Source organism: Bacillus sp. ATD, assembly GCF_050585765.1.
Classification (GTDB): Bacteria; Bacillota; Bacilli; order Bacillales; family Bacillaceae; genus Bacillus; species Bacillus stercoris.
Genome location: NZ_JBOBQH010000001.1, coordinates 112,531 through 126,417 on the forward strand (window position 1 = coordinate 112,531; position 13,887 = coordinate 126,417).

A 13,887-nucleotide genomic window follows, 5' to 3' on the forward strand; every position below is an offset into this window, starting at 1 on the left:
GCATGTAAGGAAGTGTTAATGTGAAAGGTGTTATTTTAGCCGGAGGAAACGGCTCACGCCTTATGCCCTTAACGAAAGCCGTCAACAAGCATTTGCTTCCTGTAGGCCCGTATCCGATGATATACTGGTCGATTATGAAGCTGGAGGAAGCCGGAATAACAGACATTTTACTCATCAGCCAAAAAGAGCATATGCCGCAATTTTATAAACTGCTTGGAAACGGGGAAGAGCTTGGCGTTACAATCACTTATCAGGTACAGCCTGCAGCATCGGGCATTTCGGATGGGCTGTCTTATGCAAAGCGCTTTACGAAAAAAGAGCCTTTCATTTTGTTATTAGGTGATAATATATTTGAAGATTCATTAAAGCCTTATACAGAACGCTTTGAACAGCAGGGGAAAGGGGCAAAGGTGCTGCTGAAAGAAGTGGATGACCCGGAACGCTTCGGAATCGCTGAGATTGATGAAGAAAACACACGGATTCGTTCCATCATCGAGAAGCCCAAACAGCCGCCGACCAACCTTTGCGTTACCGGCATTTATATGTATGATGCGGAGGTATTTTCGTATATTGAACAAATATCACCATCAAAGCGAGGCGAGCTGGAAATCACCGATGTGAATAATCTATACATCGAAAACAGCCAGCTTACGTATGATGTGTTATCAGGCTGGTGGGTAGATGCCGGAACTCACGAATCGCTTTATCTCGCTTCCCAGCTTGTACACAAAGCTTTACAGAAAGGACAGGACGAAAAGTGATGGCAAAATCATATTTAATTACGGGCGGGGCCGGCTTCATCGGGCTCACGTTTACAAAGCTCATGCTCAGGGAAACGGATGCGCGCATTACCGTTTTAGATAAACTGACGTACGCCAGCCACCCGGAAGAAATGGAAACATTAAAGCAAAACAGCCGCTTTCGCTTTATAAAAGGGGACATCAGCGTTCACGAGGATATCGACTGCGCGTTTGACGAGACCTATGACGGGGTTATTCACTTCGCTGCAGAATCGCATGTGGACAGAAGCATTTCCCAAGCAGAGCCGTTTATCACCACAAATGTCATGGGGACTTACCGATTGGCGGAAGCGGTCTTGCAAGGCAAAGCCAAGAAGCTGATTCATATTTCAACGGATGAGGTGTACGGAGATTTAGAAGCGGATGATCCAGCATTTACAGAAACGACGCCGCTTTCTCCTAATAATCCTTACTCAGCCAGCAAAGCAAGCTCTGATTTGCTCGTATTGTCTTATGTGAAAACCCACAAGCTTCCGGCGATCATTACACGATGCAGCAACAATTACGGCCCTTATCAGCACAGCGAAAAAATGATTCCGACGATTATCCGTCATGCGAAGCAAGGCCTGCCGGTTCCGCTGTATGGAGATGGACTTCAGATTAGAGATTGGCTGTTTGCGGAGGATCATTGCCGCGCCATCAAGCTGATTTTAGAAAAAGGAACCGTAGGCGAGGTGTATAACATCGGCGGCGGAAATGAACGCACGAATAAAGAGCTTGCGAGCATCATCATGAAGCACCTGGGCTGTGAGGAATTGTTCGCCCACGTGGAAGACCGAAAAGGGCATGACCGGCGCTATGCAATCAATGCATCAAAACTGAAAAACGAACTGGGCTGGCGGCAGGAAGTGCCGTTTGAAGAAGGCATTGCGCGTACGATTCAGTGGTATACAGACAATGACCGATAAGAAGGTGATCTGATTGACAAAGGTATTGGTGACTGGGGCGGGAGGACAGCTTGGACTGGAACTGTGCCGCCAGCTGAAGCAAGCCGGATACGAGGTCATTGCGTTAACAAAGAAGATGATGAACATTGCTGACCAGCGCTCAGTACGGCATTCGTTTGGCCATTATCAGCCGGATATTGTGGTCAATACCGCCGCGTTTACGTCGGTTGATCAATGTGAGAAAGAGCTTGATAAAGCGTACTTGATCAACGGAATCGGCGCTTATTATACTGCGCTAGAGGCAACCCGCATCGGCGCTCAATATGTTCATATTAGCACGGACTATGTATTCGATGGGAAAGGAAACCAGCCTTACAAGGAAAACGATCCCCTTGATCCAAACACCATCTATGGCAAAAGCAAAAAGCTCGGAGAAGAACTGATTCGTTTGGCAACAAAAGACAGCACGATCATCAGAACATCATGGGTGTACGGACATGGCGGCAGCAATTTCGTTCATACCATGCTGAAGCTTGCTGAAACGAAACAAGAGCTGCGGGTTGTCACCGATCAAATAGGTTCGCCGACTTATACGAAGGATTTAGCAGAAGCGGTCATCAAGCTGTTCAGCCATCCGCCGGGCATCTATCATGTCAGCAATTCAGGCATATGCAGCTGGTATGAGTTTGCGAAGGGGATTATGGAAGAAAGCGGGCTGGCCACAGTCATTTTGCCTGTCACAACAGAGGAATACGGGAACAAAACGCCCCGCCCGGCATACTCTGTGCTGAGCCATCGGGCTATTGAAGAAGCCGGCATCCGCCCCCGCCACTGGCGGGAAGCGTTACGGGAGTATTTGCAGGAAAGGAGCAGTGTGCATGATTGATGGAGTCAAGGTGAAAAAATTGACGAAGCATAGCGATGACAGAGGCTTTTTTGCTGAGCTGGTCCGGGATGATGAGAATCTTCTTGAGCATTTCGGGCAGGCCTCTTGGTCGAAAAGCTATCCGGGTGTGATTAAGGCATTTCATTATCATGAGAAGCAGGATGATCTCTGGTTCTTCCCAACCGGTCACGCTCAGGTTGTCCTCTACGATCTTCGAGACGACTCAAAGACAAAAGGAGAAACGGACGTCTATTATATGGGCGAAGACAACCCGATGCTGTTATTAATCCCAAAAGGGGTGGCCCACGGATACAGAGTGCTGGGAGAAACGCCGCTGACAATTATCTACTTTACCACCATGTCGTATAATCCGGATCAGCCTGATGAAAAAAGAATTCCGTGGAATGATGAGACGATCGGTTTTAACTGGAACACTGAATTCAGATAAAAAAAGGAACGTGATCAATCGAAGAGCAGAGGCATCTTCGACTTTTTTTGTCCTTTTTTAAAATAGGATAAAAGATAGAAATAGGAAGGTAGAAGTTACTAGAAAAAGAGTGAGGAATCCTCCATTTGAACCTTGTATAAACAGGAAGGAATTCTCAAGGAACCCAAGTGTTAATATTCCTGAAAAAGCATTTACTTCCATGGAAAATGATGATAGATTAATTTTTAAGAAAAAGAACTGGTAATTCGCGAATTGCAAAAAAACGCTTTTTCTGCAGAGGACGCTCTGGCCAATTTCAACAGTGATTTGAGGAGGAAATGTCATGTTAAAAAGAACTTCATTCGTATCTTCATTATTGATCAGTTCAGCTGTCTTACTATCAATCTTGCTTCCTTCAGGCCAAGCTCATGCACAGTCTGCATCAATCGAGGCAAAAACGATCAACAGCACAAAAGAGTGGACCACTTCTGATATTGAAGTGACATATAAACCAAATGCGGTGCTTTCTCTTGGAGCGGTAGTATTTCAATTTCCTGACGGGTTTCATGCTACGACAAGAGATTCAGTAAATGGAAGAACACTGAAAGAAACACAGATTTTAAACGATGGAAAAACAGTCAGACTCCCGCTTACGCTTGATTTGTTAGGCGCATCCGAATTTGACCTCGTCATGGTGCGTAAAACTCTTCCTCGCGCAGGCACTTACACGATTAAAGGCGATGTAGTAAACGGTTTGGGAATCGGCAGTTTTTATGCTGAAACGCAACTGGTGATTGATCCCCGTTAATCGATAGATTTGTAGTCAGAGACTGAGATGTTTTCAGTCTCTTTTTTTTGTGGATTCAAAAGCTGGTACGGATCTTGCATGATCATATGGTGAATCCAATGAAGAAAGGAATTGGCGGGCTGATTTTTTAAAGCGCTTACATTACAGCCGGCCAAAAAAACAATGAGGTGAAAAAGATGTCAGCAAAGCAAGTCTCAAAAGATGAAGAAAAAGAAGCTCTTAACTTATTTCTGTCTACCCAAACGATCATTAAGGAGGCCATTCGGAAGCTGGGTTATCCGGGCGATATGTATGAACTCATGAAAGAGCCGCAGAGAATGCTCACTGTCCGCATTCCGGTCAAAATGGACAATGGGAGCGTCAAAGTGTTCACAGGCTACCGGTCACAGCACAATGATGCTGTCGGTCCGACAAAGGGGGGCGTTCGCTTCCATCCAGAAGTCAATGAAGAGGAAGTAAAGGCATTATCCATTTGGATGACGCTCAAATGCGGGATTGCCAATCTTCCTTACGGCGGCGGGAAGGGCGGTATCATTTGTGATCCGCGGACAATGTCATTTGGAGAACTGGAAAGGCTGAGCAGGGGGTATGTCCGTGCCATCAGCCAGATCGTCGGTCCGACAAAGGATATTCCAGCTCCAGATGTATACACCAATTCGCAGATTATGGCGTGGATGATGGATGAGTACAGCCGGCTGCGGGAATTCGATTCTCCGGGCTTTATTACAGGCAAGCCGCTCGTTTTAGGCGGATCGCAAGGACGGGAAACGGCGACGGCACAGGGCGTCACGATTTGTATTGAAGAGGCGGTGAAGAAAAAAGGGATCAAGCTGCAAAACGCACGCATCATCATACAGGGCTTTGGAAACGCGGGTAGCTTCCTGGCCAAATTCATGCACGACGCGGGCGCGAAGGTGATCGGGATTTCTGATGCCCATGGCGGGCTCTACAACCCGGACGGCCTTGATATTCCTTATTTGCTCGATAAACGGGACAGCTTCGGCATGGTCACCAACTTATTTACTGACGTCATCACAAATGAGGAACTGCTTGAAAAGGAATGCGATATTTTAGTGCCTGCCGCGATCTCCAATCAAATCACAGCCAAAAACGCACATAACATTCAGGCGTCAATCGTCGTCGAAGCAGCGAATGGACCGACAACCATTGATGCCACTAAGATCCTAAATGAAAGAGGCGTGCTGCTTGTGCCGGATATCCTGGCGAGTGCCGGCGGCGTCACGGTTTCTTATTTTGAATGGGTGCAGAATAACCAAGGATATTATTGGCCGGAAGAAGAGGTTGCAGAAAAATTGAGAAGCGTCATGGTCAGCTCGTTCGAAACGATTTATCAGACAGCGGCAACGCATAAAGTGGATATGCGCTTGGCGGCTTACATGACGGGCATCAGAAAATCGGCAGAAGCATCGCGATTCCGCGGATGGGTGTAATAGCCGATGCAAAATAATTTTGCGTTTTTCTTTGCGGGAAGGGCAAAAACCGCAAAAATAATTTGCTTTCAAGCTCGGAAAAAGAGAAAGGTGATCACCTGTTAGACAAATTTCTGTTCGATTCAACAAGTTTTTTCAGCAAAAGACAAGAAAATGGCATGATTCTTGCATTTTTATTCATATGCGAAGATATATTTCATAACACGAGGGGGACTACATATGACAGTTACATACGCGCACGAACCATTTACAGATTTTACGGAAGCAATGAATAAAACAGCATTTGGGGAGTCATTGGCCTTTGTAAACACTCAGCTTGGCAAGCATTATCCGCTTGTTATCAATGGAGAAAAAATTGAAACGGACCGCAAAATCATTTCTATTAACCCGGCTAACAAAGAAGAGGTGATTGGGTACGCGTCTACAGCGGATCAAGAGCTTGCTGAAAAAGCGATGCAAGCCGCATTGCAGGCGTTTGAATCCTGGAAAAAACAAAGACCGGAGCACCGCGCGAATATTCTCTTTAAAGCAGCGGCTATTTTGCGCAGAAGAAAGCATGAATTTTCAAGCTATCTTGTGAAGGAAGCGGGAAAACCATGGAAGGAAGCGGATGCGGACACGGCTGAAGCGATAGACTTTTTAGAGTTCTACGCGCGCCAAATGTTAAACCTTAAGGAAGGGGCTCCGGTGAAGAGCCGTGCTGGCGAGTTCAATCAATATCATTACGAAGCGCTTGGCGTCGGCATCGTCATTTCACCATTTAACTTCCCGCTTGCAATTATGGCGGGAACAGCGGCGGCAGCGATTGTGACAGGAAATACGATTCTCTTAAAACCGGCTGACGCAGCACCGGTAGTGGCAGCGAAATTTGTCGAGGTCATGGAGGAAGCGGGCCTGCCAAACGGTGTTCTGAATTACATTCCGGGAGATGGAGCGGAGATCGGTGATTTCTTAGTTGAGCATCCGAAGACACGATTTGTCTCATTTACAGGTTCCCGTGCAGTCGGCTGCCGGATTTATGAGCGAGCCGCCAAAGTGCAGCCGGGCCAAAAATGGCTCAAACGGGTAATTGCTGAGATGGGCGGAAAAGACACAGTGCTTGTCGACAAGGACGCTGATCTTGACCTTGCTGCATCCTCTATCGTGTACTCAGCATTTGGATATTCAGGACAGAAGTGTTCTGCGGGCTCCCGCGCAGTTATCCATCAGGATGTCTATGATGAAGTGGTGGAAAAAGCTGTGGCGCTGACCAAAACGCTGACTGTCGGCAATCCAGAAGATCCTGATACGTATATGGGTCCCGTGATTCATGAAGCATCCTACAACAAAGTGATGAAATACATTGAAATCGGCAAATCTGAGGGCAAGCTATTGGCCGGCGGAGAAGGCGATGATTCAAAAGGCTACTTTATTCAGCCGACGATCTTTGCAGATGTTGATGAAAACGCGCGCTTAATGCAGGAAGAAATTTTCGGCCCGGTTGTTGCGATTTGCAAAGCGCGTGATTTCGATCATATGCTGGAGATTGCCAATAACACGGAATACGGATTAACAGGCGCGCTTCTGACGAAAAACCGTGCGCACATTGAACGGGCGCGCGAGGATTTCCATGTTGGAAACCTATACTTCAACAGAGGCTGCACCGGAGCAATTGTCGGCTATCAGCCGTTCGGCGGTTTTAATATGTCCGGAACAGACTCAAAAGCAGGCGGTCCCGATTACTTAATTCTTCATATGCAAGCCAAAACAACGTCCGAAGCTTTTTGATTTGAGAGAAATCAAATCGTGCGATTCTTGAGCGGATCGCACGATTTCAACTTTTTGATCAGGAGGACAATTTATGCAGTATACAAAAATCAGTCACATGAATCCGGCTGAAAGAGTGGAGGCGCTGACAGCATCTCTGGTCAGCCTCAGCAGTGTGAACGGCACCATTGGAGAAGGGACAAAAGCGGATTTCATCAAAGAAGTGATCACGAGCTATCCTTATTTTCAGGAACACCCGAGTCATGTGTGGGAACAGGCGATTCCCAATGACCCATACAATCGCAAAAATATTTTTGCGTTTATTGAAGGACTTGGAGAAAGCCGAAATACAGTCATTTACCATGCCCATCTTGATACAGTCGGAATTGAAGATTTCGGCCCTTTAAAGGATATCGCTTTTGATTGTGAGAAATTGGCGGAGTATTTCAGCCGCTATGAGTTCGATCAGGATGTTCAGCGGGATGCCAAATCAGGCGAATGGATGTTTGGAAGAGGATCTGTCGATATGCAGAGCGGCATCGCCGTACATTTAGCCAATCTCCTGCATTTTTCGGAGAACCTTGAAACATTGCCGGGAAATGTATTGTTTATGGCAAATCCCGATGAGGAGAGCCAGCATTCGGGCGTGCTCGCCAGCATTTCAGAGCTGAATCGGCTAAAAAAAGAAAAACAGCTTCACTATCTGGCTGCCATTAATACAGATTTTATTACCCCGCTTTACGATGGTGATCAGACAAGATATATCTATACTGGAGCCGCGGGAAAACTACTGCCTTGCTTTTACATTTACGGCCGTGAAGTCCATGTTGGCGATACACTGGCAGGGATTGACCCGAATTTCATTTCAGCTGAAATCACAAGCCGTCTCCACAATAACATTCATCTGGCGGAAAAGGTTGAAGGGGAGTTGGTTCTGCCCCCATCCTGTTTGTATCAGCGTGATAACAAGGAATCCTATAATGTGCAAACGGCTGTCAGCACAAGCTTGTATTTCAATTGTTTTATTTATGAAAGAACAGCAAAGGAAATGATGGATTTGCTTATTGAAGTCACTGAGGAAGCATGCCGAGAAACAGAACGAAAATTATCAGACTATTATGAAGAATATGTAAAAAGAGCCAACCTGCCAAAGAAACATTTATCATGGGGCATCCAAGTGTATAGTCTGGAGCAATACTTAGAAAAGCTGAGAAACCGGGGAATAGATCCCGAACAGTGTATCGAGCAGACATTCAAAGCCAACGAGCACCTAGAACTTCGTATGAGATGCTTTCAGGCAATCGAAGAGCTTCAAAAGCTTGACCCCGATCAAGGCGCAAAAGTCATTCTATTTTACGCACCTCCTTACCTGCCGCATAACTATTTGAAAGAAGATAGCACAAGAGATCAGCTTTTGCAGCATGTGATTAAAGAAGCGGCTGACAAAACCGCTGCATCGACAGGCGAAACATTTGTCTTCAAAAAGTTTTTCCCCTACTTGGCAGACGGCAGTTTCTTATCGCTGCATGAAACCGATGACGAAATTGATTCTTTTATCAGAAACTTCCCTGGGTGGAATATGATTGGAACCATTCCGTTTAAAGACATACGCAAGCTGAATATTCCATCCATTAATATGGGCGTGTATGGAAAAGACGGCCATAAATGGACGGAACGAGTCTATAAACCATACACATTTCATGTATTGCCTTTCCTCATACAACAAACCACCGTCCATCTTTTGCAAAGCTACCGGATGACCATCACGGCAAAAGAATCAAAGGAGGAAGGATGATGCAGAATCATAAAAATGAATTGCAGCGCAGCATGAAAAGCAGGCATTTGTTTATGATTGCTTTGGGAGGGGTTATTGGCACAGGGCTGTTTCTAGGCTCCGGCTTTACCATTAGCCAGGCGGGACCGCTCGGCGCCATTGCCGCGTATATCATCGGCGGATTTTTAATGTATCTCGTCATGCTTTGTTTAGGAGAATTGGCTGTTGCCATGCCGGTGGCCGGATCGTTTCAGGCCTACGCCACTAAATTTCTGGGACCGTCAACAGGTTTTATGATCGGCTGGCTGTATTGGTTCAGCTGGGCGAATACAGTAGGTTTGGAGCTGACGTCAGCAGGCATTTTGATGCAAAGGTGGCTGCCCTCCGTTCCGATTTGGATATGGTGTCTCGTGTTTGGGATTGTCATCTTTTTGATTAATGCGCTGTCTGTCAGAAGCTTTGCAGAAATGGAATTTTGGTTTTCAAGCATCAAAGTGGCGGCGATCATCTTATTTATCGTGATTGGCGGAGCCGCTGTGTTTGGCTTGATTGACTTTAAAGGCGGACACGAAACACCCTTCTTGTCTAACTTTATGACTGACAGGGGACTTTTCCCTAATGGGGTGCTGGCCGTTATGTTTACGCTGGTCATGGTGAATTTCTCCTTTCAGGGCACGGAGCTTGTCGGCATTGCGGCAGGGGAAAGTGAAAGTCCGGAAAAAACACTGCCAAAGTCCATTCGGAATGTCATTTGGCGCACGCTGTTTTTCTTTGTGCTGGCAATGTTCGTCTTGGTCGCCATTCTTCCGTACAAAACGGCGGGCGTTATTGAAAGCCCGTTTGTAGCGGTGCTCGATCAAATCGGCATCCCATTTTCGGCAGATATCATGAACTTTGTCATCTTAACGGCGATTTTATCTGTTGCCAATTCGGGTTTGTATGCGGCGTCGCGCATGATGTGGTCACTTTCATCAAATCAAATGGGCCCCTCCTTTCTCACCAGACTGACAAAAAAAGGCGTGCCGATGAATGCCCTGCTGATTACCCTCGGTATTTCCGGCTGCTCGCTGCTGACAAGTGTCATGGCCGCAGAAACAGTGTATTTATGGTGTATCTCGATTTCGGGCATGGTGACAGTTGTTGCGTGGATGTCCATTTGTGCGTCGCAATTTTTCTTTCGTAGACGTTTCCTCGCTGAAGGCGGAAATGTGAATGATCTGGAGTTCAGAACGCCGCTTTATCCGCTAGTCCCGATTCTAGGATTTTGTTTATACGGATGCGTGTTGATCAGCCTTATTTTCATTCCGGATCAAAGGATCGGCTTGTACTGCGGCGTGCCGATCATTATTTTCTGCTATGCGTACTATCATCTAAGCATCAAAAAGCGTATCAATCATGAACCGGCAGAAAAAGAGCAGGCAGAGGCGCAATAGGAAAAGCTCTCCGGGAGACCGGAGAGCTTTTTGGTATGTTAAAATCAGTTGATTTTCAAAATGAAACGAGTAAATCTATATTGAGATTTAAATGAAAATAATTAAAAATGTAAAGGTTTCGTTCGAATTGTAAATGATGAAAAAACAATGCTAAACTATAATACAACTTTATGATAAGAAGATTATGGAAGAGGTGTTTGAGAAAGAATGAACAGCAATCAAAACAATGACATCAAAACAAAACATCATTTTCCGCTATTGTTAGCACTGGCTTTAACGATGGGGGTATTTGCGGCCGGATCAGAAGAGCTTGTGATCTCACCGCTGCTGCCGGATTTAGCAAAAGCCTTCAGCTCAGATGTCAGTGTCCTTGCATTATCTATCAGTATTTACGGCATTATGATTTTTATCGGTGCGCCGCTTTTGGTTCCATTAGGAGATAAATACTCCAGAGAACTGAGTTTATTGGCCGGGCTTATGATCTTTATCATAGGAACAGTGATATGCGCTTTGAGTCAAAATATCTTTTTCTTCTTTTTAGGCCGGGCGCTTTCGGGATTGGCTGCAGGAGCGTTTGTGCCGACTGCTTACGCCGTTGTCGGTGATCGTGTTCCTTATACATACCGGGGCAAAGTGATGGGGCTGATCGTTTCAAGCTGGTCGCTGGCGCTGATTTTTGGAGTGCCGCTCGGATCATTTATCGGCGGCGTCCTGCATTGGAGATGGACATTTTGGATTTTCGCCTTGATGGGCGTTTTCGTCGTCCTGCTGATTCTCCTTGAAATGCGCCGTCATGCCCAGCATCAAACAAGCGGCGAGGAAGAAAAAGAAGAGCCGGCAGGAACATTCCGGGATGCGCTGAAAGTCCCGCGTGTACCTGTTTATATCACGATAACCTTTTGTAATATGATTGGATTTTACGGTATGTATTCCTTTTTAGGCACCTATCTTCAGGACGTTTTTACCGGAGGAAACACAGCTGCGGGCTTATTTATCATGATTTACGGAATCGGGTTTTCCATGAGTGTCATTACAGGAAAGGTGGCCGACCGCATCGGAAAAATGCGCTCCCTTTTGATTGCGCTGGGGGTCATCAGCGTTCTGCTGGCATGTTTACCATATGCACCGGCGTCAATGTTTCTGTTAATTGTCAGCCTATTTATATGGGGATTAATGCAAAGCTTGACGGTGACGCTGCTCAGCACCATTTTGAGTGATTGCTCAGAGCGTCATCGCGGAAAAATCATGGTGTTTTACAGTCTCGCCTCGAATCTGGCCGTGACATTAGGATCTGCTTTGATGGGACCTGTCTATGTGGCATACGGCTATGCAGCCGTCGGATGGATTTGCGCCGCCATCACAGTGCTCGGATTTGTACTCAGTGTATTCGCATATAAAAAATACGGCAAGCATGAGCAGAAGGCCGATCAATCCTTATCTCAATAAACAAAGTTTCTAAATTCCTATAATTAAAAACCCTTTTTAAAGGGTTTTTTTGTTTGTATGGGAATAATTATCAATATTTTCAAAAAACATTGACAGTTCAATTTCCGCTGGATAAAATTTACTTAAAATTTTAAAAGATTGGTTGGTGCTCATGATTATATTGGATAATAGCATTCAGACAAAAAAACGAACTGATACACTATCCAAACTCATTACAGTCAACACGCTCGGCCCTGAGGGGACAAGCAGTGAGTACGCAGCAAAGCATTTCATTTCCAATTTTACTCTTCTACAAGGGCTGAACAGTAAATTGTCCTTGCATGATACTTTTGAATCATGCATTGAAAGGACACTCCAAAGCCCGCTGGAATATACCATCGTCCCACACGCTTATGACGGCATTAAGCATTTCTACATGAGGCCGGATTTGCAGCTATTGCAGATCTTCAGGTGCGATACACCGATGTACGGCCTGGCTGTTCGTCCTGATTTTGAATTCAGAGACGATATGCTTGATACATCTGTTGTTGTTTCACATCCATCACCTATTAATCTAATCAAATATTTTACCCGCAAAGATGTACGTTTCAAACTGGTCAATTCGACCAGCCAAGCTGCAAGAAAAGTAAAAGAAGGCTTGTATGATATTGCCTTAACCAATGAGCTTGCAAGGCAAAAGTACGGGCTAACCTTTGTAAAAACATTCAAAAGCATTCCAATGAGCTGGTCATTATTTGGAAAAGGAGACGTTGATGATGAAAACTAAAGAAGATATGCAGGAGCTTTATTTCCCGACTCCGAAATTAATTGAATGGGAAAACGGAGTGAGGCAGTATTCAACCGTACGAGGAGATACTGAAGTATTAATGTCTTACGTCCCGCCGCATACCAATGTTGAACCCCATCAGCATAAGGAGGTTCAAATCGGCATGGTCGTTTCCGGCGAGCTGATGATGACTGTCGGAGATGTGACAAGAAAAATGACAGCCTTGGAATCTGCCTATATCGCGCCGCCGCATGTGCCTCACGGGGCAAGAAACGACACAGACCAAGAAGTGATTGCTATTGATATCAAGCGGCTGAAAGCTGATGAAACGTATACAAGTCCTGAGGACTATTTTTTGGATATTTTCAAAACAAGAGACCTGCTGCCGGGCATGGAAGTCACGTTCTTTGTTGAGGATTGGGTAGAGATTATGCTTGCCAAAATCCCTGGAAACGGCGGAGAAATGCCTTTCCATAAACATCGCAATGAACAAATCGGCATCTGCATCGGCGGCGGCTATGACATGACGGTCGAAGGCTGCACAGTCGAGATGGAATTCGGCACAGCTTATTTCTGTGAGCCTCGCGAAGATCATGGTGCCATCAACCGTTCAGAAAAAGAATCAAAATCGATTAATATCTTCTTCCCGCCGCGCTATAACAGGGCAAAAGCAAAAAAAATGAAGGCGGATGAATAATCATGAACCTCACCGATAAAACCGTCCTCATAACAGGAGGCGCATCAGGGATTGGTTATGCGGCGGTTCAGGCTTTTTTGAACCAGCAGGCCAATGTGGTTGTGGCGGATATTGACGAGAAGCAGGGAGAAGCAATGGTACGGAAAGAAAATAATGACAGGCTGCACTTTGTGCAAACGGACATTACAGACGAAGCTGCCTGTCAGCACGCTGTTGAATCGGCGGTCGATACATTTGGCGGGCTGGATGTATTGATTAATAATGCAGGCATCGAAATCGTGGCGCCCATTCACGAGATGGGGCTCAGCGATTGGAACAAGGTGCTGCAAGTCAATTTGACCGGCACGTTTTTAATGAGCAAACACGCACTCAAGCATATGCTGGCTGCCGGCAAGGGCAACATCATTAATACATGCTCAGTCGGCGGACTCGTGGCATGGCCTGATATTCCTGCCTATAATGCCAGCAAAGGCGGCGTTTTGCAGCTGACTAAATCAATGGCCGTTGATTATGCGAAGCATCAAATTCGCGTGAACTGCGTATGCCCGGGGATTATCGACACACCGCTGAATGAAAAATCATTCCTTGAAAATAATGAAGGCACACTTGAAGAGATCAAAAAAGAAAAGGCAAAGGTAAATCCGCTGCTGAGGCTGGGGAAACCCGAAGAAATCGCAAATGTGATGCTGTTTTTAGCCTCGGATTTATCAAGCTATATGACCGGAAGCGCCATCACCGCAGACGGAGGATACACCGCACAATAGAG

13 protein-coding genes are annotated in these 13,887 nt (G+C 45.9%); all 13 read left to right on the forward strand.

Features of this window, described 5'->3' with window-relative positions; all coding sequences use genetic code 11:
* The first annotated feature begins 20 nt into the window (after positions 1–20).
* The 13 genes from ACQXR1_RS00570 (at position 21) to bacC (ending at position 13,885) form a co-directional block, all read left to right on the forward strand.
* Positions 21–761 (forward strand): sugar phosphate nucleotidyltransferase, encoded by a 741-nt coding sequence (locus ACQXR1_RS00570; RefSeq protein ID WP_326246201.1) that lies wholly within the window; start codon positions 21–23, stop codon positions 759–761.
* A complete protein-coding gene (rfbB, locus tag ACQXR1_RS00575) occupies positions 761–1,708 on the forward strand; it encodes a dTDP-glucose 4,6-dehydratase (RefSeq protein ID WP_430771553.1) in 948 nt (315 codons plus the stop codon). The genes ACQXR1_RS00570 and rfbB overlap by 1 nt, the downstream gene beginning before the upstream one ends.
* 13 nt (positions 1,709–1,721) lie before the next feature.
* Positions 1,722–2,573 (forward strand): dTDP-4-dehydrorhamnose reductase, encoded by an 852-nt coding sequence (gene rfbD / locus ACQXR1_RS00580; RefSeq protein WP_071581877.1) that lies wholly within the window; start codon positions 1,722–1,724, stop codon positions 2,571–2,573.
* Positions 2,566–3,021 carry a dTDP-4-dehydrorhamnose 3,5-epimerase family protein gene (locus ACQXR1_RS00585; protein ID WP_014665810.1) on the forward strand — a complete coding sequence of 152 codons (456 nt, stop codon included), beginning with the start codon at positions 2,566–2,568 and terminating at the stop codon, positions 3,019–3,021. Before rfbD ends, ACQXR1_RS00585 begins: the two co-directional genes overlap by 8 nt.
* A 322-nt stretch (positions 3,022–3,343) precedes the next feature.
* Entirely contained in the window at positions 3,344–3,808 is a 465-nt protein-coding gene (gene bslB / locus ACQXR1_RS00590; protein ID WP_040081494.1) for a biofilm surface layer hydrophobin BslB, read from the forward strand.
* A gap of 176 nt (positions 3,809–3,984) precedes the next feature.
* Entirely contained in the window at positions 3,985–5,259 is a 1,275-nt protein-coding gene (rocG, locus tag ACQXR1_RS00595) for a glutamate dehydrogenase (RefSeq protein ID WP_430771555.1), read from the forward strand.
* Between the two features lie 219 nt (positions 5,260–5,478).
* Positions 5,479–7,026 (forward strand): L-glutamate gamma-semialdehyde dehydrogenase, encoded by a 1,548-nt coding sequence (gene pruA / locus ACQXR1_RS00600; RefSeq protein ID WP_069150532.1) that lies wholly within the window; start codon positions 5,479–5,481, stop codon positions 7,024–7,026.
* 73 nt (positions 7,027–7,099) lie between these two features.
* Positions 7,100–8,800, forward strand: a complete 1,701-nt coding sequence (locus tag ACQXR1_RS00605; RefSeq protein WP_430771556.1) for a M20 family metallopeptidase — start codon at positions 7,100–7,102, stop codon at positions 8,798–8,800.
* Positions 8,800–10,212 (forward strand): amino acid permease, encoded by a 1,413-nt coding sequence (locus ACQXR1_RS00610; RefSeq protein WP_040081499.1) that lies wholly within the window; start codon positions 8,800–8,802, stop codon positions 10,210–10,212. The genes ACQXR1_RS00605 and ACQXR1_RS00610 overlap by 1 nt, the downstream gene beginning before the upstream one ends.
* Before the next feature lie 207 nt (positions 10,213–10,419).
* Entirely contained in the window at positions 10,420–11,658 is a 1,239-nt protein-coding gene (locus tag ACQXR1_RS00615) for an MFS transporter (RefSeq protein ID WP_014665803.1), read from the forward strand.
* A gap of 151 nt (positions 11,659–11,809) precedes the next feature.
* Positions 11,810–12,424, forward strand: a complete 615-nt coding sequence (gene bacA / locus ACQXR1_RS00620) for a prephenate decarboxylase (RefSeq protein WP_014665801.1) — start codon at positions 11,810–11,812, stop codon at positions 12,422–12,424.
* Complete coding sequence (bacB, locus tag ACQXR1_RS00625) at positions 12,414–13,121, forward strand: 3-((4R)-4-hydroxycyclohexa-1,5-dien-1-yl)-2-oxopropanoate isomerase (RefSeq protein WP_069150529.1); 708 nt, start codon at positions 12,414–12,416, stop codon at positions 13,119–13,121. Before bacA ends, bacB begins: the two co-directional genes overlap by 11 nt.
* A gap of 2 nt (positions 13,122–13,123) precedes the next feature.
* On the forward strand, positions 13,124–13,885 hold the full coding sequence (gene bacC / locus ACQXR1_RS00630) for a dihydroanticapsin 7-dehydrogenase (RefSeq protein ID WP_430771557.1): 762 nt from the start codon (positions 13,124–13,126) through the stop codon (positions 13,883–13,885).
* Positions 13,886–13,887: the final 2 nt, after the last annotated feature.